Genomic DNA, 23,935 nt, shown 5'->3' with positions numbered 1-23,935 from the left:
GCCCGGCGCTCTCGCCCCGGGGGCGGACCTTCGGGGAGCACCGGCCAAAGATCAACCCCGGCGTCGCGCGCATCGGGAGGCGTGGAGGCATGGAGGCGTGGAGATCTGAGCTCGTCCAGTATTCGCCCGTCCCCACACGCGCCCCGTCCCCACACGCGCCCCATCCCCTCAGGCGTCCGTCCCCTCAGGCGCCCGCCCCCTCAGGCGCCGCGCTGCCGGCTTGCGCCGTGGCGGCGCGGCGCCGATACTGCGGCGAGACCGGAGCGCCCGTTCATGATCGACACCCAACGCCTGCCGGAGCCCAGGCCCTTCGTGCGCGCCACCGCGCTGGCGCCCGTGCTGCGGCATTTCCATGATCGGCAGGCGGAGTTCACGGGCCTCCTGACCGGCCATGGCGTCGATCCGGGGCGGGTGCGCGATCTTTACGAGGAAATTCCGCTTGCCTCCTATTTCGAGGTCTTCGAGGCGGCAGCCAGGCTGGCCCGCGATCCGGTACTGGGCGCGCGGCTGGGGTTGGAGATCTCGCCCGCCGACCTCGGGCCGACCGGCCTTCTGCTGATGCAATCCTCGACCATCCGCCGCGGCCTCGGGCGGTTCCAGGAAACCCTCGCCGCGTTGCAGACGGCCACCGACATGACGCTCAGCGACGACGGGGTGCGGCTGTCGCTGAGCTACCAGATCGCCTCGCGCGCCGTGGTCCCGGGGGCGCAGGACGCGGAATTCTCGCTATCGTGCGTGTGCCGGCTGATCCGGCTGGGGTTCGACCGGCGGTGGCGCCCGGAAGAGGTGCATTTCAGCCATCCGTCCTCGCGCCGGCCCGACCTGCTGGAGCGGCTGTTCGCGGCACCGGTCCGCTTCGGGCAGGGTGCCAACCGGATCGTCTTCGGCCCCGAGGGCCTCGACACGCCGCACCGGACCGAGGATGCCGGGCTGATCGCGGTGATCGAGCGTCACGTGGCCGACCTGATCCGCGCCCGGGAGCCCGAGCTGTCGCTGGCCGAGCGGGTGCGCACCATCGTCGACCGCGATCTTGGCAGCCGGCCGGTCACGCTGTCCGGCGTGGCGGCGGCGCTGGGGCTGGCGCCGCGCAGCCTGCAGCGCCACCTGGCGGCCGAGGACACCTCGTTGCGCGAGATCGTCCGGGCCGAGCGGCGCCGGATCGGCGAACAGCAGCTGGCCCGGCCCGACGTGCGCCTGAAGTCAGTGGCGGCAAGCCTCGGCTATGCCGACGAGACGGTGCTGTGGCGCGCCTGGAAGGACTGGACCGGCGCCCCCCCGTCGCGTGGGCGGGGCTGAGGGGGGCGTCCGGCTCGATACGCCGAGGGGCAGACCTCTCCCGGGGTTGGCCTGGGCACATGCTCTGCCCCGAAGACGCGCGAGCAACGTGGAGGCGGGCGCCGGAGGGGGCGGTGTCATGGGACGGCCACGGGTGTCGGGACTGCGCCCAAGCTTGGGCGTGGTCCGTGTGCCCTGTGAATGGGCGTTGTGTCATGCGCGTGCCGTACCCTTGTGCAAGGTCCATACGGCATCCGCGCGCCCGCCACCCTGAAATCCACCGCATCCGTGCGATGGCGCATATTATCGGATTTTTGGCGTGATCTGCCATAGTGCCCGGCCCCTGCCTCGGGGGAGCCTTGCCCCGCGCCAACAGACAGAGGACCCCATGGACCAGGCCAATCCCGCCGCCACGAAGGCCGGCACCCCGATCCTGCACCCGCTCGACCCGATCTCCGCCGAGGAGGTCGTCACCCTCAAGGAGGTGCTGGCGTCCGCGGGCCACGCGGGCGAGACCAAGCGCTATTCCTACGTCATGCTGCGCGAACCCGCGCGCGAGACGCTGGCCGCCTTCACCCCGGGTGGGACCGTCCCGCGCGAGATCGGGGTGCTGCTCAGCGACGTGGCCGACCGCAGCGTGACCGAGTTCGTCATTGACATCCCCGCGCGCAAGATCGTCAAGGAACGCGCGCTCGACCCGGCGACGGACGGCTGGGGCCCGGTGCTGGACGAGGATTACGTCGCGGCGGAGGAGATCGCCAAGGCCGATCCGCGCTTTGTCGAGGCGCTGGCCAAGCGCGGGATCACCGATCTCGACCTTGTCTTCTGCTGCCCGCTTTCCGCCGGTGTCTTCGGCCACAAGGAGGAGGAGGGGCGCCGCATGCTGCGCGTGCTGTCCTTCCTCGCCCCCAGCGCCGAGCGGGTGCACGCCCTCTGGGCCCATCCGATCGAGGGCGTCGTCTGCCATGTCGACCTGACCGAGCGGAAGGTGCTGCGCTTTGTCGACACGGGGTTCGAGACGGTGCCGGGGCAGGATGACGATTACCTCGACCCCGCGATCGCGCCGCGCGAGACGATGAAACCCCTGCACATCACCCAGCCCGAGGGGCCCTCGTTCGACATCGAGGACAACGTTCTGACGTGGGAGAACTGGTCGATCCGCACAGGCTTCAACGGCCGCGAGGGGCTGACTCTGCACGACATCCGGTTCAACGACCGGGGCACCCAGCGGCAGATCCTGAACCGCGCGGCGATTTCCGAGATGGTGGTGCCCTACGGAGAGCCGCAGCCGACGCATGAGTGGCAGAACTATTTCGACGCGGGCGAATACCAGTTCGGGCGGCTGGCCAATTCGCTGGTGCTGGGCTGCGACTGCCTGGGCGAGATCCATTACCTCGACGCCACCGTGGTCGACGATTTCTGCAACCCGGTGAAGATCGCAAATGCCGTCTGCATCCACGAGGAGGATTTTGGCACGCTGTGGAAGCACACCGACATCTTCTCGGGGCGGTCGGACGTGCGGCGCCAGCGGCGGCTGGTGATTTCGTTCTTCGTGACGGTGGGGAACTACGATTACGGGTTCTACTGGTACTTCTACCTCGACGGGAAGATTGAGCTGGAGTGCAAGGCGACCGGCATCGTCTTCACCTCCGGCCGGCCCGAGGGCGCGTATGAATGGGCCACCGAACTTGCGCCGTCGCTGGGGGCGCCGCAACACCAACACCTGTTCTCGGCCCGGCTCGACTTCGCGGTGGACGGCTGGCGCAACAGCGTCGACGAGATCGACGTGAAGCGGGTGCCGATGGGCAAGGGCAACCCGGTGGGCAACGCCTTCACCCGGCAGATCACGCGGCTGACTTCCGAGGCGCAGGCCCAGCGGGTGGCGCGCAACGATCTGGGGCGGATCTGGCGGGTCAGCTCGGCCGAGAAGACCAACTATCTGGGCGAGCCCACGGCTTATGTGCTGGTCCCCGAGGGGCTGCCGCTGCTTCTGGCCGATGACGCGGCGTCGATCACCGCGCGGGCGGGGTTCGCCACACGCTCGCTGTGGGTGACACAGTTCGACCGCGACGAGATGTGGGCCGCGGGCTACACGCCGAACCAGCATCCGGGCGGGGCGGGGCTGCCGTCCTATGCGGCGGGCGACCGGAAGGTGGAGGGGGAGGATATCGTCGTCTGGCACACCTTCGGCCTGACGCATTTCCCGCGCACCGAAGATTGGCCGGTGATGCCGGTCGATTACGCGGGCTTCGCGCTCAGACCCGAGAACTTCTTCGACCGCAACCCGACGCTCGACGTGCCGAAGGACGCGAACGGCGCCCATTGCTGCCGGTCGAACAAGACGGCGGATAAGGGCGGCTGCTGCGGCTGAGACCCCACTGAGAGTGAGAAACAGGGGCGGGGGCGCAAGCTCTCCGCCCCTTTTGTTTTGGTGGGGATGATGCGCATCCGCCCGGTGCGCGGCCGCCGTGGCGACCGCAGGGCGAGCGCCTGCCCGTCCCTGCGGGCTGGCGCTTTGGGTAGCCGCGCGCGACGCTCATTCCATGCGCGGATGTGGCCGGGATAAAGCGCCTACATCCAGGGGCAGGATGCGCCATCCCACGGACAGGCGCACGCCCTGGCCTCCGATGATGCGGGAGCGGCGTGAATGAAAGACCCTGCCCCGGGGTGACGGGGGCAGGGCTGAATTCAAGGTCGCATGGATGACCCGAGGCAGGCTCAGTCGAGGCTGCGGCCGAGCCCCTCGTAGAGCGCCGGGTTGGAGCGTTTCAGCATCAGCGCGATCACCACGCCGGCCACCCCGCTCAGGATCACCAGCCCGGGGAAGGCCAGCACGATCGGGCTGTCGCTGCCGGTGAGCAGGGTGACGTTCGCGCTCACCAGGATGAAGGACGCGGCCAGCCCCACCACCGCCAGTGCCGGCGCCACCAGCACGGCGAGGGAAGAGCGCGCATGCGCCTGCCCGCGGAAAAACACGATGACCGAGACCGACACCAGCGTCTGCACGGCGAGGATCGCGAGCACGCCAAGCCCCACCAGCCACGAGAACACCACCGTGTAGGGATCGGCCCCGCCGATGGCGAAGGCGCCGAGGCAGATCACCACCAGCGCCGCCTGCGCCAGCCCCGCCACATGGGGCGAGCCATGATCGGGGTGGACATGGGCCAGCCGCCGCCAGATCAGGCTTTCCCGCGCGAGGGTGTAGAAGTACCTGTTCATCGTGTTGTGGAACGACAGCAGGCAGGCGAAGAGGCTGGTGAGCAGCAGCACGTTCATCACCGTCACCGACCAGCCGCCCAGAAGGCCCCCGGCCGGCGCGAAGTAGAACCCGTCGAGCGAAGCCTTGGCCGCGCCGCGCACCTGGCTTGCGCCGTAGTGCTGCACGATAGCCCAGGTCGAGAAGGCGTAGAACAGCGTGATCAGGATGACCGCGACATAGGTGGCGCGGGGGATCGTCGTTTCGGGGCGGTGGGCTTCCTCGGCGAAGATCGCTGTGGCTTCGAAGCCCACGTAGGCGCCCAGCACGAACACCATCGTCACCCCCAGCCCGGGCGAGAACACGTCCGACGGGTGCAGGCCCGAGAGGGTGAGCCCATCAGGCCCACCACCATGGATCAGGATCGCGAGATCGAGGAGCAGGAGGATCGCCAGTTCCGCCAGCATGCAGATCCCGAGGATCCGCCCCGAGATCGCGATATTGCGCCGCCCGCAGAGCACGACGACGGCCAGCACGGCAAAGGACCACACCCACCACGGCAGATTTATCCCGAACGGGGCAAGGGCGCCGGCCATGAACACCGCGAAGAGCGCGTAGATCCCTAGCTGGATGGTGAAATAGGCCAGCAGGGCGAGGATCGCCCCGCCGATCCCGGCGGCGGAGCCGAGGCCCCTGGAGATGTAGCTGTAGAACCCCCCGGCACCGGTGATATAGGGCGTCATCGCGGTGTAGCCCACCGAGAACACGAGGTAGAGCAGCCCGGCAAGAACAAAGGCCCCGGGCACGCCCGCGCCGTTGCCGAAGGCGAAGGCGGGCGGCGTGGCGCCCACGACCGCGGTCATCGGGGCGGCGGCGGCGACGACGAAAAAGACGATATGGGCCAGCCCGATGGAGTTTTTCCTCAGCTGACCGGTGTCGGTGACATCTGTCATGGCGCGTTTCCTGTTGGTGTTCTGTTATGGTTGTCCTTTCTTGGTGCGGGCGGGCGGCGCTGCCCGGCCATTGCGTTTCGTGCCAAAAATTCGATATTTTGCGCCAATGTGCTGGCGGCGATCACCTTCCTGACCGGGCGGTGCCTGTACGGGCAGTCCGGCGCAGGCGGGGTGGATCTTGCCCGGGGCCGCTTTTCCGGCAGGGAAAGGGCCGCATGGCGCAATATTGGGCGCGGGGCCGATCCGCCCCAGGGCATGGCAAAGATGATTCGCAGATGTCTCAACCGCGGGCGGTCAGGGCGCACCCGCGGTCGGGCCTGATGACGGCTCAGGCCGAGGGCCGCAGGATGCCCTCGAAATAGGCGGCAAGCCCGGCATGGTCGGCAAGCGGCAGGACATGGCCCACATGCTGGTCGGGGCGCACCACTACAAGGCAGCCGCGGGCCCGGTCGATGCCGCGCAGGTCGAAGATGTCGCGCCCGGGGGCGGGATCGGCGCAGAACACCTTCTCGTAGTCGATCAGGCCGAACCGCCCCTTGCGCAGCAGGAGGAGCGGCGGCAGCGTTTCCAGCGCGACGGTGCGGGGCGACTGAGGAAACACCGCCCTGAGGTCGATCACCGCATCCGCGTCGGCGCCCCGCGGTGTGGCGCGGCGCAAGGGCGAGGCGTCATCCTCGGCCAGGAACCGGCAGAGATCGCGGATTGCGGCGCCTTGCGCGGCCGGGTCCTCGTTTGGGCAGAAGGCGAAGAGGTGCCAGCGCGCATCGGCGCGCACGGTATGGCCCAGCTGCATCTGCTTCATGTCCGCCAGCCGCACCACCGGTGCCGAGTGGAACCGGGTTCCGATCGCAAAGCCCGGCGCAAGCGCCTGCCATGTCGCCGCGCCGGTCAGGAGCGAGGGCGCGTAGGTCACCGACATGCCCGCCGTGTAGCGCCCGTGCTGGATGAAGTAGCTCTGGAACTTCGGTGCGGTGGCGCCCTCTTCGCTGCCCTCTTCGCCGTCTCGCTCCGCGTCGCCGGGCGGGGCGCTGATGATGCGCGCCCATTCCCTGTCGAAGTCGATCAGGTCCTTCGCCACGGCCTGCCGCTCGGCCGAATAGCTGTGCAGAAGCTCGGGGGCGGAGCGACCGGTCAGTACCGAGACCAGTTTCCAGCCCAGATTGAAGGCGTCGCCCATCGAGACGTTCATGCCCTGTCCGGCCTTCGGGCTGTGGGTGTGGCAGGCGTCGCCGGCGATGAAGACGCGAGGGAGGCGGGTGGCTTCCGCACCGACGGGCACGTCGTCGAAGCGCTGGGTGAGGCGCTGGCCGATCTCGTAGACCGACCACCAGACGACGTCGCGCACCTCGAACGCGTAGGGGCGGAAGATCCGCTGCGCCGCCGCGATCAGGTCGTCGGCGGTGACGCGGTCGCGCGCCAGCCGCTCGCCCTCGGCCAGCTTCTCCAGCTCGATGTACAACCGGACGAGGTAGCCGCCCTCGCGCGGGATGATCAGGATGTTGCCTTCGTCGGCCGACTGGATCAGCGACTTGCAGCGGATGTCGGGAAAGTCGGTGACGGCGAGGACGTCCATCACGCCCCAGGCCTGGTTGGCCGCAGCGCCATCGAGCGTGCGGCCGATGGCGCGGCGCACCGCGCTGCGGGCGCCGTCGCAGCCGACGACGTAGCGCGCGCGCATCGTTCGGGCGGGGCGCCGGGCGGGGGTGTCGGAGCTGTCGGCGCGGGCAAGCGTGACCGTGACCGGGTAGTCCCCGGCCTCGGGATCCACCGTCAGACCCGTCACCTCCCAGCCGTAATCCGGCTCCAGCCGGCTGGGGGATTTACGCATCACCTCGAGGTACATGTCATGCACGCGGGCCTGGTTGAGGATCATGTGCGGCATCTCGGAAAGGCCGTCCTCGACATCCTGGACCCTGCCGTTGCGCGTGATCCGGGCCGGGTCTGCCGCGTCGGGCTTCCAGAATGTCGTCTCGTTCACCCAGTAGCCCTGGCGCAGCACGGTGTCGGCGAAACCGAAGGCGTTGAACATCTCCATCGACCGGCAGGAGATCCCGTCGGCCTGGCCCTTCTCCATCGGGCCGGTACGGCGTTCTACGATGCGGGTGGAGATATCGGGGAAGGCTGCAAGTTGCGCCGCAAGGGTCAGTCCCGCGGGGCCGGAGCCGACGATCAGCACGTCCACGCGTTCCGGCAGGGGCCCCGGGCCGGCCTCGCGTCCCGCCGCGGCGGGCTGGAGGTCCGGGTCGCCCGGGCGAAATCCGTCGAGATGATACTGCATGGCTGCGCCTCCCCGCGCTTGGTGACAAGTGAGCAAAACGATAAGTCGACTTATCATTTATCGCTTGCACGTCGCGCGTCAAAGGGAAAAAGTAAGTCGACGTATCATTTATGTGCCGCGCGGGCGGAGACGGGGGCGGGCCGATGGGCGAAACGGGTAGGGAAAAGAACGGTCCTGGTGCCGACACAGCGGCAGAGGCAACCGACAGCGCGGGCATGCCCGGGCACCTGATCCGGCGATTGCACCAGATCTCGACCAATGTCTTCGCCCAGCGGGTGCGTGCCGCGGGGTTCGACCTGACGCCGGTGCAGTTCGCCGCGCTGGACGCTCTCGGCCACCGGCCCGGGATCGACCAGGCCGGGCTTGCCGAGGCGACGGCGAAGGATCGTGCCACGGTGGGGGCCGTGGTCGACCGGCTGGTGCAAAAGAAGCTGGTCGCGCGCGAGGTCAGCGATCGCGACCGGCGCGCGCGCACGCTTCGGCTCACCCCCGGCGGGGCAGCGTTGCTGGCCGAGGTCCTGCCCGTGGTCCGTGCGCTTCAGGCCGAGATCCTGCCCGGGCTGACAGAGGACGAGTACCGCCAGTTCGTGGCCCTCGCGGCCAAGGCCGCGGGACACGAGGGGCACGAGGGGCAGGACCCCGGCGGCACCTAGTGGCTCGGACGCGTTGCAGTCTGTTTCAGGCGGGCACCGCCAGCGCCTCGCCCGCCGCCCAGACGCGGGTGAGCGCCATGGCGTCGGAGAGATGCACGAGGTCCGCCACGCGCCCGGGGGCGATCCGGCCGATCCGGTCCGAGGCGCCGATCAGTGCGGCCGGCACCGCCGTTGCCATTCGCAGCGCCGCCTCGGGCGTCAGCCCAAGTTGCCCGACCGCCACCGACAGCGCGCCGGGCAGGGTAACGTCGGCCCCGGCCAGCGTTCCGTCCTCCAACGTGAGCCGCCCCTCCCGGCGCAGGATCCGCCGCCCGCCCAGGGTGAATTCGGTCAGCGGGGTGCCCGCCGGGGCCATGGCGTCAGTCACGAGGAACAGCCGGTCGGTGCCGCGCTTGGCTGCCAGCGCGATGCGTAGCGTCTCGGGGGCGACATGGATGCCGTCGGCGATTATGCCGGCATGAGCCGCCTCGGTGTCCAGCACCGCGCCGACCATTCCCGGCTCGCGGTTGCCGAGCTGGCTCATCGCGTTGAAAAGGTGGGTGGCGCAGCGCGCCCCGGCGGCAAAACCGCGCCGCGCGGTCTCCAGCCCGCAGTCGGTGTGGCCGAGGCTGACGATCACCCCGGCCGCGGCCAGTGCCGCGATCTGGGCCTCCTGCGCCGCCTCGGGCGCCAGCGTGACCATGAGGGAGGGGAGCTCCGCCGCCGCGCGGCACAGGCGGTCGAGGTCGGCCGCCTGCATCGGTCGGATCAGCGCGGGGTCATGCGCCCCCTTGCGCCGCGGATCGAGATGCGGCCCCTCGATATGCAGCCCGGCAAAGCCCGGAACCCCCGCCCGCGCCGCCGCGATCCCGGCCTCCAGCACCTGGGCGGTCGTCTCGGCCGTGTCGGTGATCAGCGTGGGCGTGAGGTGGAGCGACCCCAGCGGCCGGTGCGCGGCGCAGATCGTCGCGATCTCCTCGACCGAAGGATCGGCGCCCAGCATCACCCCGCCACCGCCGTTCACCTGCAGGTCGATCAGACCGGGCGCGAGGATGCCGCCCGCCAGATCCTCCCGCCCGTCGCGCGGCGCCTCGGCTTCGGGCACGAGGCCCGTGACGCGGCCCGCCTCGATCACCACGGCCAGGCCATCGAGAAGATCTTGCCCGTCGAAGACCCGGGCACCGGTCAGGACTACGCGGCTCATAGCGTTTCCGTCACCTTGTTCAGATAGGGCGGCTTGTCCGGGTCGAACCCGCGCCGCCGGGCCAGCGCCTCGATGAAGGCATAGAAGCTGACCACCAGGACCAGCGGCGCGACGATCGGATGCAGCGCCGCGACATGGGGCAGGGCGCGCACGCCGCCCCCGGCGCCGCGCGCGGTCAGGAAGACGTCCGCCCCCTGCGCCGCCAGCCGCTCGGCCGTCTGGATCACGCCGGGCAGGGCCGCGTCGTCGACCCCCAGCGCCAGCACGGGAAAGCGGTCTTGCACAATGGCGGCGGGGCCGTGCAGCACCTCGGCCGCCGAATAGGCCTCGGCATGCAGGCCGGATGTTTCCTTGCACTTCAGCGCGACCTCGCTGGCGATGGCAAAACCCGGACCCCGCCCCAGCACGTAAAGCGATTGTGCCCGGACCAACCGGTCAGCCAGCGGTGCCCAGTCGCAGCTCAGCGCCTCCTCGAAGGCGCCGGGCAGGGCCAGGACGGCCTCGCGCAGCGCCGTGTCCTGCTGCCATTCGGCCAGCAGCAGAAGCCCCGCCACCACCGAGTTGACGAAGGTCTTCGTGGCCGCCACGCTCTTTTCCTCGCCGGCGCTCAGTGCCAGCGCGTGCCCTGCGGCCCGTGCAAGCGGTGCGCCCGCCACGTTGGTGAGCGCCAGCGTCAACGCGCCCGCACGCCCCGCGCTTTCCATCATCGCCACGATGTCTGGGCTCTGCCCCGATTGCGAGATCCCGAGGCAGGCCGCGCCGTCAAGCTTCAGCGCCCGGCCGTAGACCGAGGCGACCGAGGGCCCGACCGAGGCGACCGGCACCCCCGCCACCAGCTCCACCGCGTATTTCAGATAGCTCGCCGCATGGTCGGAGGAGCCCCGCGCCACGGTCACCAGGACGCCCGGGTCGCGTGCGCGCAGCGCCGCGCCGGCGTCGGCGGCGGCACTGGCATTGGCGCCCAGGAACCGCGCGGTGGCGGCGGGGATCTCCTGCACTTCGGCCTGCATGTGGGTCGTCATGGCGTCTCTCCCGTGTCGTCGCCGGCGAGGCGCAGCTCGGCGGCGAAATCGTAGGCGTCGCCCCGGTAGAGCGACAATGTGTATTCCGCCGTCGCGCCAGAGGCGAGATAGGCGATGCGTTCGATCCGAAGGCAGGCGGTGCCCGGCGTCAGCTCCAGCAGCGCGGCATCGGCGGCGCCGATGTTGACGGCCGAGAGGCGCTGCACGGCGCGCACGGGCCGCAGGCCGCGTGCGTCCAGGTCGTCGTAGAGCGAGGTTTCCACCGCCGCTGGATCGGGCAACAGGCGCGCGGGCAGGCTGGCGCGCTCGATCGCCAGCGGCACGCCGTCGGCCATCCGCACCCGGGCAAGCCGGGCGACGCGGTCATGCGCGGCAAGGCCCAGTACCATCACCTCCTCGGGCGTCGCCGAATGCAGCGACCGGTCGAGCCAGACCGAGTGCGAGGCCTTGCCGCGGCGGCGCATGTCCTCGGAAAAGGAGGTCAGCAGCGACAGCGCTTGTTCCAGCCGCTCGACCTTCGGCGCGACATAGGTGCCGGAGCCACGGCGCTGCACCAGCTGCCCGGATTCGACCAGCGCCTGCACCGCCTTGCGCACGGTCACCCGCGACAGGCCGGTCATCGTTGCCATGTCGCGTTCGGGCGGCAGCGTCTCGCCGGGCTTCAGCAGGCCGTTCGCGATGCCCTCGCCGATCCGCCGCGACAGCTGACGATAGAGCGGGCCGTGGCCGCTGTCGTCGAACCCCTCGGGCGAGAAGAGCGGGATCACAGCCCCGCCTCCTGCCGGGCGAGCAACAATGCCCCGTCCAGCGCGCCGCCCCGGGCCGGGACAAGCCTTGCGCCGTAGAGCGGCGCGAGGCGCGCGGCAAAGCGGGCGCCGAGCCCGCCAAGGAAGGTCACCTGTCCGCCCGCATCGCCCGCCAGCCGGTCGATGCAGCGCGCGATCCAGGCATCGGCGGGGGCAAGGACCGCCTCGGCCGCCGGATCGCCGGTGTCGAAGAGCCGCGGCGCGAAGCGGCCGAAGGCGTCGGGCGGCGCGGCACGGGCGAAATCGACGATGCCCTCTGCGCCGCCAAGCTCCACGAGCAGCGCGTCCAGAAGGGCGGTGCGCGGAACCAGCCCGTCGGCGGCATGCAGCGTGCGCGACAGGAGCGCCCGGCCGAGCCAGGCGCCCGAGGCCTCGTCGCCCAGCACCGCGCCCCAGCCACCGATCTGTTCGATTTTTCCCGCAATCTGTCCCGCGAAGACCGATCCGGTGCCGATCGTTGCCACCACGCCGTCGGAATCGCGGATCGCGCCCTTGAGCGCGATCACCGCGTCGTTCTCGATCCGGCAGCGCGCGAAGGGCAGGGCGGCGGCAAGGCGGTGGACGTAATCGGGAATGTTCGCCCCCGCGAGGCCCAGCACCGCGACCGGATCGGCCAGCGTCGCCCCGGAGCCGCGCAGCGCCTGTTCCGCCGCGGCCAGGATCGACCGGCGGGCGCCGTCGGGATCGGTCACGATATTGGCGGGGCCGGCGCGGCCCTCGCCCAGCACCCGGCCCTCGGCATCGGCCAGAACGGCGCGGCACCCGGTGCCCCCGCCGTCGATTCCCATCAGAAAGGTCATGGCGACTCCCTTTGCTGGGACAATACCAAAAGAATACCAATGTGCAAGAAATCCGTGCGTCGGCAACGATTTTTCGCCGAAAAATCGCGACTTACGAAAGTGTTTGGCAGATTGGTATTAGTTTGGCATCATCAACAGCGAAGGGAGATTCGGATGGCTGCCACCACCGAGCAACGGCATCAGGATGGCGCGGGGCTACAGGCGTTGCCCCGGGTCGAGGCGTTGCGCCGCCTGATGCGGGCTCAGCTGGCCTCGGCCGCGACGCTGGAGCCGGCCCTGCCGGGGCTGGCGCGGGCCGCCGCGCTGGCGGCCCGTGCCCTTGGGGGCGAAGGGCGGCTCATCTATGTCGGGGCAGGCTCCTCCGGGCTGATGGCGCTGGCGGACCGGCTTGAACTTGCGGGCACCTTCGGCATCGCGCCGGAGCGCACGCCGATGCTGTTTGCGGGTGGGGCCGGGGCGCTTCTGCATCTCGAGGGCGCGACCGAGGATGATCCGGCGCAGGCCACGGCCGACCTTGCAGCACTGGCGCCGGCGGCGGGGGACGTGGCGCTTTGCGTCTCGGCATCGGGCGCCACGCCCTACACGCTTGCCTGCGCCGAGGGGTTGGCGGCGGCAGGCTGCCACGTCGTGGGGATCGCCAATGTCGCCGACAGCCCGCTGCTGGCCATGGCCGAGGTTCCGATCCTTCTCGACACCGGGCCGGAGGTTGTGGCGGGATCGACCCGGATGGCGGCGGGCACGGCGCAGAAGATCGCGCTCAACCTCGTCTCCACCATGCTGGGGATCGAACTGGGCCACGTGCATGAAGGCTTCATGGTCAACGTGCAGGCCGACAATGCAAAGCTGCGCGGCCGCGCGTCGCGGATCGTGGCGGCGCTTTCCGGCGCCGGCGAGGCCGCGTCGCTGGCGGCGCTCGAGGCGGGCGGCGGTGCGGTGAAACCCGCCGTGCTGATTGCCGCGGGGGCCGATGCGGCCCTTGCCGCGCGCCTTCTCAAGACCCATGGCGGGCACCTCGGGCCCGCGCTGGAGGCACTGACGAAACCGTAACCAGGAAGGCCGCACCCGGCATGAGACCGGCAGGGGCCGCAGACAGGGAGACGACCGACATGAAGACGACCTTCAGCCTCGCGCTTGCGGGGATGCTGCTGAGCACGACCGCGGCGCTGGCCGACACCACGATCACCATCGAAAGCTGGCGCAACGACGACCTGACGGTCTGGCAGCAGAAGATCATTCCGGCCTTCGAGAAGGAACATCCGGACATCAAGGTGAAGTTCGTGCCCTCGGCGCCGACGGAATACAACGCCGCGCTGAACTCCAAGCTGGACGCCGGGACGGCGGGCGACCTGATCACCTGCCGGCCGTTCGACGCCTCGCTCGCGCTCTTCAAGAAGGGGCAGCTGGCGGATCTGTCGGACATGAAGATCATGTCGAACTTCTCGGACGTGGCAAAGGCTGCGTGGCAGACCGACGATGCCAAGCATACTTTCTGCGTGCCGATGGCCAGCGTGATTCACGGCTTCATCTACAACAAGGATGCCTTCAAGGACGTCGGTATCGATGCCGCGCCGAAGACGGTGGACGAATTCTACGCCGATCTCGACAAGATCAAGAAGGACGGCAGCTACACCCCGCTCGACATGGGCACCCACGACCAGTGGGAGGCCGCGACCATGGGCTACGAGAACATCGGCCCGACCTACTGGGACGGCGAGAAGGGCCGCAAGGCGGTGATCGCGGGCACCGAGAAGCTGACCGATCCGCAGTTCGTCGAGCCGTTCAAGCAGTTGGTCAAGTGGACCGACTACATGGGCGACGGCTACAAGGCGCAGACCTATCCCGACAGCCAGAACCTGTTCACGCTGGGCCGCGCGGCGATCTACCCGGCCGGATCGTGGGAGATCTCGGTCTTCGAGAAGCAGGCCGATTTCAAGATGGGGGCCTTCCCGCCGCCGGTGCAGAAAGCGGGCGACCAGTGCTACATCTCGGACCAGCCCGACCACGCCTTGGGTCTGAACGCGGCCTCGAAGCACAAGGACGCGGCGATGACCTTCCTCAAGTGGGTGGGCAGCCAGGAGTTCGCGCAGATCTACGGCAACGCGCTGCCGGGCTTCTTCCCGCTGACCAAGGAGAAGGTGACGATCAAGGATCCGCTTGCCAACGAGTTCCTGAGCTGGCGCCAGTCGTGCAAGCCCACCATGCGCTATACCTACCAGATCCTGTCGCGCGGGACGCCGAACCTGGAGAATGCGCTCTGGGCAGCCTCGGCCAACGTGATGAACAAGACCGAGACCCCGGAGCAGGCGGCCGAGGAACTGCAAAAGGGGCTGGCGAGCTGGTACGAGCCGCAGCAGAAGTGACCGGATCGGCACGGATCCGGTGCGCGGCGCGCATTCGCGGCGCCGAAGGCCGGGGAGCCGCGTGCCCCCCGGACCCCGCTTGAAAGCCGTGGCGGGGGCGGCCCGCGGTCACTGTGTGAAAGCCCGGGGACTGTCGGCGCCCGGGTCCCTGCCTGAAGGCCGGGGGGCTGTCGGCCCCCCGGACCCCCCGAGAGTATTTTTGCCAAGATGAAAAGCAGGGAGTGAGGGCATGGCCCAGGATCGCAAGCCTGTGCGCTGGCATGTCGGCGTGTTCCTCGCGCCGGCGGTGATCGTCTATACGGCGATCATGATCGTGCCGCTGTTCGCGACGCTCGACCTGTCGCTCTACGAGGTGCGCGACAAGGTTGCCGCCTTCGTGGGGCTGGGGAATTTCGCCAAGCTCTTCGGCGATCCGAACTGGTCGGGGCAGTTCTGGAATGCGTTGTGGAACAACACCTGGTTCTTCGTCGTCAACATGGCGGTGCAGAACCCGATCGGGATCGGTCTGGCCGCGCTTCTGTCGTCGAACCGGCTGCGGTTCGCGGCGGCCTATCGCACCGCAATCTTCGTGCCGACGATCCTGAGCTTCGTCATCGTGGGTTTCGTGTGGAAGCTGATCCTCTCGCCGCTTTGGGGCATCGCGCCGGATCTGTTGAAATCGGTGGGCCTCAGGCACTGGTTCGCGCCCTGGCTGGGCGATCCTCATACCGCGTTGACCACCATCGCGCTGATCTCGGTCTGGCAGTTCATCGGCATTCCGATGATGCTGATCTATGCAGCCCTGCTGTCGATCCCCGAGGAGGTGATCGAGGCGGCCGAGATGGACGGGATCACCGGGATGAGCCAGTTCTGGCGCATCAAGCTGCCGCTGATCCTGCCCTCGATCGGGATCATCTCGATCCTTACCTTCGTCGGCAATTTCAACGCCTTCGACCTGATCTACGTGGCGCAGGGCGCGCTGGCGGGGCCGGATTTCTCGACCGACATCCTGGGGACGTTCCTCTACCGTACCTTCTTCGGTTTCCAGTTGCAGCTGGGCGATCCGAACATGGGGGCGACCATCGCCACGGTGATGTTCGCGATCATCCTGGTGGGGGTCTGCGTCTACCTGTTCGGCATCCAGCGGCGGCTGCGCCGCTACCAGTTCTGAAGGGAGACGGGGCATGAGCAAACGCGCGCGTACCTCCCATGGCCGGGCCCTGGCGGCCCATGCGATCCTGCTGATCTACACCGTGATCGCGTTGTTCCCGGTCTTCGTCATCGTCATCAATTCCATGAAGTCGCGGCGCGAGATCTTTCGCCACCCGCTGAGCCTGCCGGGGCCGGGGAGTTTCGACCTGGTCGGGTTCCAGACTGTGCTGCAGCAGGGGAACTTTCCGCTCTACTTCTGGAACAGCCTGGTGGTGACGGTGGTGTCGCTGGCGTTCATCCTGCTGTTCGGTGCGATGGCGGCCTTCGCGCTGTCGGAATACCGGTTCCGGGGCAACACGCTGATGGGGCTTTACCTTGCGCTGGGGATCATGATCCCGATCCGGCTGGGGACGGTCGCGATCCTGAAGCTGATGGTGGCGGCGGGGCTGACCAACACGCTGTTCGCGCTGATCCTCGTCTATACCGCGCAGGGCATCCCGCTGGCCGTGTTCATCCTGTCGGAATTCATGAAGACCGTCTCGGACGACCTGAAGAACGCGGGCCGCATCGACGGGCTGAGCGAATACCGCATCTTCTTTACCCTGGTGCTGCCGCTTGTTCGGCCGGCGATGGCGACGGTGGCGGTGTTTTCCATGATCCCGATCTGGAACGATTTGTGGTTCCCGCTGATCCTGGCGCCCGCGGAAAGCGTGAAGACAGTGACCCTGGGGGCGCAGATGTTCCTGGGGCAGTTCGTCACCAACTGGAACGCGGTGCTGGCCTCGCTGACGCTGGCCATCGTGCCGGTGCTGGTGCTCTATCTCGTGTTCTCGCGCCAGCTGATCCGCGGCATCACCTCGGGGGCGGTGAAATGATCCGGGTGATGGTGGCGGGCCTTGGCAACATGGGGCAGAGCCATGCGCTGGCCTATCACCGCGATCCGGCGTTCGAGGTGGTGGGGCTGGTCAACCGCTCCACCCCCACGCTGGGGCCGGAGCTTGCGGGCTATGCGGTGAGCGGAGATTTCCATGAGGCGCTGGCGCGGCTGAAGCCGGACCTCGTGTCGATCGCCACCTATTCCGACAGCCACGCCGATTTCGCCGTCGCGGCGATGGAAGCGGGGGCCCATGTCTTCGTCGAGAAACCGCTTGCGACGACGGTCGCGGACGCACGACGGGTGGCGGATTGCGCCGCGCGGACCGGGCGCAAGGTCGTGGTGGGCTATATCCTGCGCCACCACCCCTCGTGGCAGCGCCTGATCGGCGAGGCGCGCGCGCTGGGTGGCCCGTATGTCTTTCGCCTGAACCTCAATCAGCAATCCACCGGCCCCACGTGGGAGGTGCACAAGGCGTTGATGCAGACCACGCCGCCGATCGTCGATTGTGGGGTGCATTATGTCGACGTGATGCTGCAGATCGCGGGTTCGGACGCGGTCGAGGTGCGCGGCATGGGCCTGCGCCTGACGGACCAGATCGCGCCGGACATGTACAATTACGGCCACTTCCAGGTTTTGTTCGAAGACGGCTCGCTCGGCTGGTACGAGGCCGGGTGGGGCCCGATGATGTCGGACACGGCGTTCTTCGTGAAGGATGTGGTCAGCCCGAACGGCGCGGTGTCGATCCGCATGCCGGAAACCGCGCGCTCGGACGATATCGACACCCATACGAAGACCTCGATGCTCAGGCTTCACAAGGTCGGGCAGGGGGATGAGGATATCTCCATGGCCGACGAGCCGGGGCACCAGGAGTTGTGCGAACGCGAGGCGGCCTTTGTCGCCCGTGCCATCGCCGAGGACCTGGACCTGACACGACACATGGCCGAGGCCGTGCAATCGCTTGCCATCTGCCTTGCGGCGGACGAGAGCGTGCGCAGCGGCCGGCCGGTAAACATGAAGGAGGCCCCATGGGCGCCCTGACCCTTTCCAACGTGACCAAGTCCTTCGGCGCGACCGAGGTGATCAAGGGCGTCGACCTCGAGGTGCAGGACGGCGAGTTCTGCGTTTTCGTCGGCCCCTCGGGCTGCGGCAAGTCCACGCTCCTGCGGATGATCGCGGGGCTGGAGGACGTGACCGCGGGCGACGTGTCGATCGACGGCGCGCGGGTGAACCTGACACCGCCCGCGCGGCGGGAGATCGCCATGGTGTTCCAGAGCTACGCGCTCTACCCCCACCTGACGGTGCGCGACAACATGGGGCTGGCGTTGAAGCAGGCCGGCACGCCGAAGGCCGAGATCGCGCAGGCGGTGGACAGGGCGGCGGGGTTCCTGTCGCTGGAGCCGCTGCTGACGCGGCGGCCGTCGGAACTGTCGGGCGGGCAGCGGCAGCGCGTGGCGATCGGGCGGGCGGTGGTGCGGCGGCCCAAGCTGTTTCTCTTCGACGAACCGCTGTCGAACCTCGACGCGGCCCTCAGGGTGAACACACGGATCGAGATCGCGCGGCTGCACCGGGAACTGAAGGCCACGATGATCTACGTCACCCACGACCAGGTCGAGGCGATGACGCTGGCTGACCGGATCGTCGTGCTGAACGCGGGCCGGGTGGCGCAGGTGGGCGCGCCGATGGAATTGTACAACGATCCGGCGAACACCTTCGTCGCGGGGTTCATCGGGTCGCCGCAGATGAACTTTCTCAAGGGGGGGGCGCTGGGGCTTGCGGCCGAGACGCTGGGGATCCGTCCCGAGCACCTTGAGATCAGCCGCGAGACCGGTGACATCGCCGGCACGATCAGCCATGTCGAGCATCTGGGCGGCGAGACCAACGTCTATGTCCACACCGAACCGCACGGCCTGCTGACCGTGCGCCTGTTCGGCGAGCACAACTTCGTCGTGGCCGAGCCGGTGTACCTGAGCCCCGATCCGACGCGTCGGTTCCTGTTCGACAAGGACGGGCTGCGGATGCGCTAGGGCAGGGCGCGCCGCCGATGATGGTCTGGCGGGTGCGCCCCGGTACGGGAGGGCGTTGACCCATGTCTTCCGGCCCGGGCGCCCGGTTCAGACGTCGAGGCGATAGCGCAGGTGGTCGTCGGTCGGCGTGAAGCTGTCGTAGAGCGCGCGCGCCCGGGCGTTTGAACGGCCGGTCAGCCAGTAGAGCCGGGACCAGCCCCTGTCGCGGCAGAGCTCGCGCAGATCCTCGATCAGCGCCCGGCCAAGGCCGGTGCCGCGCGCCTTGGCGTCGACGAAAAGATCCTCGAGGTAGCAATCGTCGGCGGGCGACCAGCTCGAGGCATGCGACAGATGCAGGGCAAAGCCCGCGGGCACCCCGTCGACGAGCGCGAGGCGCAGCCCCATGGGATGCGCGGGGTCGAGGCAGCGCGCCCAGGTGGCGGCGGTCACCGCCTCGGGCAGGGCGGTTGCGTAGAACTCCAGGTAGCTGGCCCAGAGGCCGCGCCAGGCGGCCTCGTCCCCGGACTGGGCCCAGCGGATCGCGGTATCGGTCATCGCAGCCTTCCCCTCAGGTTACGGAGTGCCGTCTTGGTAGGCGCACAGGCCGATGGCGGCAAGGGAAAGGACGCTATGGGCGGTATGCGGCCCATCGCGAACCGCGAAATGGGCGGCGTCGGGCCCATCCGGCGCCGCATTGCGGCACACGGCCGATCACCGCCCATCACACCGCGGTGGCCCCCACTTCCCAAAGTCCAGAACTGGAGTATGAGCATGATCTATCCGGGGTGGAACCGGGCGATCCGCGGGTCGGGTCGTGGACCCGTTCCACCGAGACGGATGACCCCGCCCGCAGCCCTCAGGCCGGGCCTCCAAGGAATTGCGCCATGCGTAAAATTCTGCTTCCCGTCGTCACGATCGCGGCCCTCGGCTTTGCCGGCGCCGCCCTCGCCAAGACCGAAACCGCCACCGGCACCGTCAAGATGTTCGACGCCAAGTCGCATTCGCTGACCCTCGCCGACGGCAAGACCTTCCACCTGACCCACAAGTACAAGAGCCACGCCTTCAAGGCCGGCGAAAAGGTTGAGGTGAAGTGGATGATGAAGGGCAAGACCGCCGACGCGACCCACGTGATCAAGCTGAAGGCGGCGAAGGCCCCGGCGAAACCCGCCAAGGGCTGATCCCCTCGCGCATCGCGCCGAAAAGTTTGGAAAACGGGGGTCTTCGGGCCCCCGTTTTTCTGTTTTGCCGACGGCTTTCGACGCGCAGGACGGCGTCATTTGTGATCCATTGCACAGCTGATGTGCAGATCGGCGGTTCCCGATTTTCCAGGATTTTTTTCACTTCACGCGGCGGTCTCATGCGGCGTGATCCTGTCTAATGTCTGATAGAAAAGGGATAAAGTCGAATTCGGCGTATTTGCCGACGTGTATTTTTCCGTGCAAACAACCCCGGCTGTGAGGTTGTGCCGGGGTCTTCCCCACTCACTCCATGTCACATGGTGATCACCGGGTCGTGAGAAAGCTTTAAACTGAACTGTTCAGTCTTAAATGCTTGTTCACGAGCTGAACGAAGCGGTTCAGAAAAGCTTCGCCCACCGGCTCACAGATGTAATTCGAATGGGGCCGCCCGGAAACGTGGCGCCCCGGAAAACTGGAGAGAAACCATGCGTACCCTCAAACTTGCCGCTGCCGCCGTCACCGCCCTCGCGCTTGCCGCGCCTGTCGCGATGGCCGGTACCCCGCTCTCGGGCAGCCAGAAGGCCATTTCGAACGGCCTCTACGGCCCGCAGGTGACTGCGACGACCTCGGCGATCCCCTCGGTGATCTCGGGCCAGGGCAAAAGCTGAGCCCGGCCGACCGAAGCCCCGGGGGCAGAAAGCCCCCGACACCGAACCACCTGATTCAAGGCATTCCGGGGCCTGCCGCCACGCCATCTCGGGCGCGACACCAGGCGGGGCCCCGATCACTCCAAGGAGAAATAACATGCGTACTCTGAAACTTGCCGCAGTTGCCGCCGCCGCCCTGGCCGTTGCTTCGCCAATGGCCATGGCCAACAGCTTTTCGCGCGGCACCATCACCTCGATGAACCCGGTCGCCGGCACCGTCTCGATCGACGGGGCGCGCTACGCCCTCGACTCGGGGGCCGCGCAGGGCAGCTTTGCCGTGGGCGACCATGTGCTGGTCAAGACCTCGACCAAGGGCGCGATGAACTCGATCAGCCGGATGCTGCCGCAGAACTGAGGCAGATCCCGGAAGCAGCCGGGGCCGCCCCTGCCAGGGGGGCGGAAAAGGGCGGGGTGCCGGAAGTGGCACCCCGCCTTTTTCATGCCTGGCCCTTGGGCACGCCGTCTTCGTCACCTTCCGAAGGGTTGCGCCGGGACAGTGCGGCGATGTTTTCAGGAACAGGTATGCGGCTTCTGCGTTGTATTCCCGACACGTCAGACGACCGGGCATATGCCGTCCGGGACGCGTCAGTCGCCCCGGCTCATGCCGGGTTTTTCAACCGCCGAACCCCGGGTTCGCCGGATCAGCCCGCCCATCGGCGGCGCCAGACGGACCCATTTCACGGCCCGGCCACCCGAGAGGGCGCGCCGGGAGGGATGAGGTCTTGCCGGCGCCCGAAGGGGCGGCCGTTCCGGGAACCGGCAGACGAAAGGGAAGACCATGATTAACCGTTTCACCAAGATCGCCGCCGTTGCCACCATCGCCGCTGCCGCCGCCGCCCCCATGGCCATGGCCGCGAGCACCTTCAAGAGCGGCACCATCACCGGGATGGACAAGGCGACCGACACGATCTCGATCGACGGGGCCAAGTACCACCTGAACACCGGCGCGGCCAACGGCATGATGTTCAAGGTCGGCGAAGGCGTGATGTTCAAGACCGAGACCAAGGGCACCATGGCCTCGGTCACCGCGATGAAGCCCGCGAAGGACATGACCACCGGGTCGGCAATGGGCGCCACGACCGGCACCTCCAAGATCACCTCGGGCGAGGCCAAGGCAGAGGCCAACGGCCTGTCGGGCAAGCCGGTGAAGGCCGATACCTCGGCCGACGCGACGATCAACGCCTCGGCTTCGGGCGAGCAGAAGACCGCGTCGCACGAGAAGGCGGTGTCGGGCGATGCGACGGTCGAGACCAACTGAGCCTTTGCGGGTGATGTGACCCGGGCTGCACAGTCCGGTCAGCGGGGGGCCCTCGGGTCCCCCGTTTTCATATGCGCGGGGGGCAGTTCCTGCCCCCTGTGGAGGGCGAAAAGGAAAAGGGCCGCCCGGGGTGGGGCGGCCCTTGGTTTGTCGTTCGGTCGGCCGGTCAGCGCGTGGTCTCGCCCCGGCGCCGCACCACCACGTCGACGGTGATCGCCGCCAGCAGGACGACGGCCGTCGCCATCAGCTGCACTGCCGCGGGCAGGCCCAGAAGCGCCATGCCGTTGACGATGGCCGCGATCACCACGCCGCCCAGCACCGCGTGCAGCGGGTGGCCGCGTCCGCCGAACAGCGACGTACCGCCGATCACCGCGGTGGCGACGACGTAAAGCACGATCGTGCCGCCGTCGAAGCTGGTAGAGATCGACTGCAGGCGCGAGGCGTAGATGATGCCGCCAAGGCCCGCGGTCATCGCTGCCATCGCAAAGGCCGCGACGCGGATCTTCGCCAGGCTGATGCCGGCGCGCCGCGCAGCCTCGGCATTGCCGCCGATCGCGAAGAGGTAGCGGCCGAACCGAAGGCGGCCCAGAACGAAGGCCCAGAGTGCCAGCACGAGGAAGACGATCGGAATGACCCAGGGCATGCCGTTGAGCGGGAAGGCCGGCACGCCGCGGTTCATGTTCGAGATCACCACCAGAACGACGCCCGCGATCACCGCCGCCGCGACCTTCAGGAGCGTGAGCCCCATCGGCGGCGCGACGAGGCCCGAGGCTCTCCGCTTGCCATCGCGGGCAAAGGTGAAGGCCGCAAATATCGCAATCGCCACGATCGTCAGCCCCCAGCCGAGCGCCGGGCTGAGCGTGCCGTTGGCAAAGTTGTTGATCGTCTCGTCCTGGATCGGGATCGTGCCGCCCTGGCCCAGCATCTGGATCATGATGCCCTGGAACCCAAGGTAACCCGCCAGCGTCACCACGAAGGACGGCAGCCGGAGCTTGGTGATCAAAAGGCCCTGGAACGTGCCGAGGATCCCCGCCACCACCAGCGCCGCGATCACCGCCGCATACCATGGCCAGCCGACCGAAGGCTGCTGAGCAATCACCGCGACCGTCGCGCCGATGCCGGCCACGAAGCCCAGCGAAAGGTCGATCTCACCCAATATGAGGACGAAGACCTCGCCCATCCCGATCAGCATGAAGACCGAGCCCTGCACAAGCAGGTTCACGATGTTGCCGTTCGAGAGGAACTTGGAATTCTGGCTCTGGAACAGTGCCGCGATCAGTACGACGCCAAGGAGCACGGGAAGAACGCCACTCTGGCCCGCCAGGATGCGCGACCAGGCCGCGCGCATGTAGCTGCCGAAGCTTTCCACGTGGCCTTCGCCGACGACGGCCGAGGGGCCGGCCTCGCCGCTGGCTTCGCGCGAGGCGGCGACCTCCAGCGCGTTTTCGTTGGCGATCGAGGGGGCGGCGGTGCCCTGACCCGGTGTCACGACATGGTCGGACTTGCCGGTGGTCATCAGTTCGACCACCCGCTGGGTGTCGAATTCCTCGATCGGGCCCTGCGCCGCCATCTCGCCCAGCCGCAGGATCGCAACCCGGTCCGCGACCGCGAAGACGTCGTTGAGGTTGTGCGAGATCATCACCACCGCAAGCCCCTGATCGGCGAGGCGGCGCACGAGTTGCAGCACCTGACCGGTCTGGGCCACGCCGAGCGCGGCGGTGGGTTCGTCGAGGATCACCAGCTTGGAGTTCCACATCACCGCCTTGGCGACGGCGATCGACTGGCGCTGCCCGCCCGAGAGTGCCGCCACGGGCGCGCGGATCGAGCGCAGCGTCGTCACCCGCAGGCCGGCCAGCGTTTTCGCGGCCTCGCGCTCCATCGCGTCCTCGTCGAGAAGGCGGCCCTTCAGCCGCTCGCGCCCGAGGAACATGTTCTGCACGATGTCGAGGTTGTCGCAGAGCGCGAGATCCTGGTAGACCACCTCGATCCCCAGCGCCGCGCTGTCACGGGGAGAGCGGATGCGGACGGGCTTGCCCTCCCACAGGATCTCGCCGCCGTCGGCTTCGTGGATGCCGGCGATGGATTTGGTCAGCACCGACTTGCCGGCGCCGTTGTCTCCCACCAGTGCCGTGACCTGCCCCGGGTAGACGTCGAAATCGACGCCCCCCAGGGCCTGAACGGCACCGAAGTTCTTCTTGAGCCCCCGGATGCGCAGAAGCGCCGGGGACTCGTTCGCTTGCTTCGGATCAGCCATC

The 23,935-nt window shown here is 68.3% G+C and carries 21 protein-coding genes; 13 read left to right on the top strand and 8 right to left on the bottom strand.

Annotation, left to right across the window (positions count from 1 at the left end; all coding sequences use genetic code 11):
- Positions 1–273 precede the first annotated feature (273 nt).
- Complete coding sequence (locus CVV76_RS10365) at positions 274–1,296, top strand: AraC family transcriptional regulator (RefSeq protein WP_102224575.1); 1,023 nt, start codon at positions 274–276, stop codon at positions 1,294–1,296.
- A gap of 367 nt (positions 1,297–1,663) precedes the next feature.
- The gene (locus tag CVV76_RS10360; protein WP_102224574.1) at positions 1,664–3,646 is read left to right on the top strand and encodes a primary-amine oxidase; all 1,983 of its coding nucleotides are present in this window, start codon (positions 1,664–1,666) and stop codon (positions 3,644–3,646) included.
- 347 nt (positions 3,647–3,993) lie between these two features.
- Here CVV76_RS10360 and CVV76_RS10355 read toward each other — a convergent pair whose 3' ends face one another.
- Together CVV76_RS10355 and CVV76_RS10350 are read right to left on the bottom strand one after the other, a co-directional pair.
- Positions 3,994–5,424: an APC family permease gene (locus tag CVV76_RS10355; RefSeq protein ID WP_102224573.1), complete on the bottom strand. Its 1,431-nt coding sequence runs from the start codon at positions 5,422–5,424 to the stop codon at positions 3,994–3,996.
- A gap of 328 nt (positions 5,425–5,752) precedes the next feature.
- Positions 5,753–7,702: an FAD-binding monooxygenase gene (locus CVV76_RS10350; protein ID WP_102224572.1), complete on the bottom strand. Its 1,950-nt coding sequence runs from the start codon at positions 7,700–7,702 to the stop codon at positions 5,753–5,755.
- Positions 7,703–7,917: 215 nt separating this feature from the next.
- Between CVV76_RS10350 and CVV76_RS10345 the strand changes: the two genes are divergently transcribed.
- Entirely contained in the window at positions 7,918–8,355 is a 438-nt protein-coding gene (locus CVV76_RS10345) for a MarR family winged helix-turn-helix transcriptional regulator (protein WP_102224571.1), read from the top strand.
- A 25-nt stretch (positions 8,356–8,380) separates the two neighbouring features.
- Here CVV76_RS10345 and nagA read toward each other — a convergent pair whose 3' ends face one another.
- From nagA to CVV76_RS10325, 4 genes are read right to left on the bottom strand one after another with little or no spacing between them, the layout of a single operon-like run.
- Positions 8,381–9,538 carry an N-acetylglucosamine-6-phosphate deacetylase gene (gene nagA, locus CVV76_RS10340; protein ID WP_102224570.1) on the bottom strand — a complete coding sequence of 386 codons (1,158 nt, stop codon included), beginning with the start codon at positions 9,536–9,538 and terminating at the stop codon, positions 8,381–8,383.
- On the bottom strand, positions 9,535–10,560 hold the full coding sequence (locus tag CVV76_RS10335; protein ID WP_102224569.1) for an SIS domain-containing protein: 1,026 nt from the start codon (positions 10,558–10,560) through the stop codon (positions 9,535–9,537). The genes nagA and CVV76_RS10335 overlap by 4 nt, the downstream gene beginning before the upstream one ends.
- Positions 10,557–11,327 (bottom strand): GntR family transcriptional regulator, encoded by a 771-nt coding sequence (locus CVV76_RS10330; RefSeq protein ID WP_102224568.1) that lies wholly within the window; start codon positions 11,325–11,327, stop codon positions 10,557–10,559. The genes CVV76_RS10335 and CVV76_RS10330 overlap by 4 nt, the downstream gene beginning before the upstream one ends.
- Positions 11,324–12,166, bottom strand: a complete 843-nt coding sequence (locus tag CVV76_RS10325) for a BadF/BadG/BcrA/BcrD ATPase family protein (protein ID WP_102224567.1) — start codon at positions 12,164–12,166, stop codon at positions 11,324–11,326. Before CVV76_RS10325 ends, CVV76_RS10330 begins: the two co-directional genes overlap by 4 nt.
- 153 nt (positions 12,167–12,319) lie before the next feature.
- On the opposite strand from CVV76_RS10325, the gene CVV76_RS10320 reads away from it, so the two are divergent.
- From CVV76_RS10320 to CVV76_RS10295, 6 genes are all read left to right on the top strand, one after another.
- Entirely contained in the window at positions 12,320–13,213 is an 894-nt protein-coding gene (locus tag CVV76_RS10320; protein ID WP_102224566.1) for an N-acetylmuramic acid 6-phosphate etherase, read from the top strand.
- A 59-nt stretch (positions 13,214–13,272) separates the two neighbouring features.
- Entirely contained in the window at positions 13,273–14,526 is a 1,254-nt protein-coding gene (locus tag CVV76_RS10315; protein WP_102224565.1) for an ABC transporter substrate-binding protein, read from the top strand.
- Between the two features lie 229 nt (positions 14,527–14,755).
- Positions 14,756–15,676, top strand: a complete 921-nt coding sequence (locus CVV76_RS10310; RefSeq protein ID WP_102224564.1) for a carbohydrate ABC transporter permease — start codon at positions 14,756–14,758, stop codon at positions 15,674–15,676.
- Positions 15,677–15,689: 13 nt separating this feature from the next.
- On the top strand, positions 15,690–16,532 hold the full coding sequence (locus CVV76_RS10305) for a carbohydrate ABC transporter permease (RefSeq protein ID WP_102224563.1): 843 nt from the start codon (positions 15,690–15,692) through the stop codon (positions 16,530–16,532).
- Entirely contained in the window at positions 16,529–17,572 is a 1,044-nt protein-coding gene (locus CVV76_RS10300; protein ID WP_199178562.1) for a Gfo/Idh/MocA family protein, read from the top strand. Before CVV76_RS10305 ends, CVV76_RS10300 begins: the two co-directional genes overlap by 4 nt.
- Complete coding sequence (locus CVV76_RS10295) at positions 17,560–18,558, top strand: ABC transporter ATP-binding protein (protein ID WP_102224562.1); 999 nt, start codon at positions 17,560–17,562, stop codon at positions 18,556–18,558. The genes CVV76_RS10300 and CVV76_RS10295 overlap by 13 nt, the downstream gene beginning before the upstream one ends.
- Before the next feature lie 87 nt (positions 18,559–18,645).
- Here CVV76_RS10295 and CVV76_RS10290 read toward each other — a convergent pair whose 3' ends face one another.
- Positions 18,646–19,092, bottom strand: coding sequence for a GNAT family N-acetyltransferase (locus tag CVV76_RS10290; RefSeq protein ID WP_102224561.1), 447 nt, complete (start codon positions 19,090–19,092; stop codon positions 18,646–18,648).
- A 329-nt stretch (positions 19,093–19,421) separates the two neighbouring features.
- Between CVV76_RS10290 and CVV76_RS10285 the strand changes: the two genes are divergently transcribed.
- The 4 genes from CVV76_RS10285 to CVV76_RS10270 all read left to right on the top strand — a co-directional run bounded on the left by CVV76_RS10285 (position 19,422) and on the right by CVV76_RS10270 (position 21,680).
- Positions 19,422–19,715 (top strand): DUF1344 domain-containing protein, encoded by a 294-nt coding sequence (locus tag CVV76_RS10285; RefSeq protein WP_102224560.1) that lies wholly within the window; start codon positions 19,422–19,424, stop codon positions 19,713–19,715.
- Positions 19,716–20,200: 485 nt separating this feature from the next.
- The gene (locus CVV76_RS10280; RefSeq protein WP_102224559.1) at positions 20,201–20,383 is read left to right on the top strand and encodes a hypothetical protein; all 183 of its coding nucleotides are present in this window, start codon (positions 20,201–20,203) and stop codon (positions 20,381–20,383) included.
- 136 nt (positions 20,384–20,519) lie between these two features.
- On the top strand, positions 20,520–20,777 hold the full coding sequence (locus CVV76_RS10275; RefSeq protein WP_102224558.1) for a hypothetical protein: 258 nt from the start codon (positions 20,520–20,522) through the stop codon (positions 20,775–20,777).
- Positions 20,778–21,200: 423 nt separating this feature from the next.
- The gene (locus CVV76_RS10270; RefSeq protein ID WP_102224557.1) at positions 21,201–21,680 is read left to right on the top strand and encodes a hypothetical protein; all 480 of its coding nucleotides are present in this window, start codon (positions 21,201–21,203) and stop codon (positions 21,678–21,680) included.
- A 166-nt stretch (positions 21,681–21,846) separates the two neighbouring features.
- Here CVV76_RS10270 and CVV76_RS24965 read toward each other — a convergent pair whose 3' ends face one another.
- The gene (locus CVV76_RS24965; RefSeq protein ID WP_158243131.1) at positions 21,847–23,934 is read right to left on the bottom strand and encodes an ATP-binding cassette domain-containing protein; all 2,088 of its coding nucleotides are present in this window, start codon (positions 23,932–23,934) and stop codon (positions 21,847–21,849) included.
- Position 23,935: the final 1 nt, after the last annotated feature.

This window comes from Acidimangrovimonas sediminis, from assembly GCF_002871005.1.
Taxonomy (GTDB): Bacteria; Pseudomonadota; Alphaproteobacteria; order Rhodobacterales; family Rhodobacteraceae; genus Acidimangrovimonas; species Acidimangrovimonas sediminis.
This window is presented reverse-complemented; position numbering and strand designations above follow the sequence as displayed.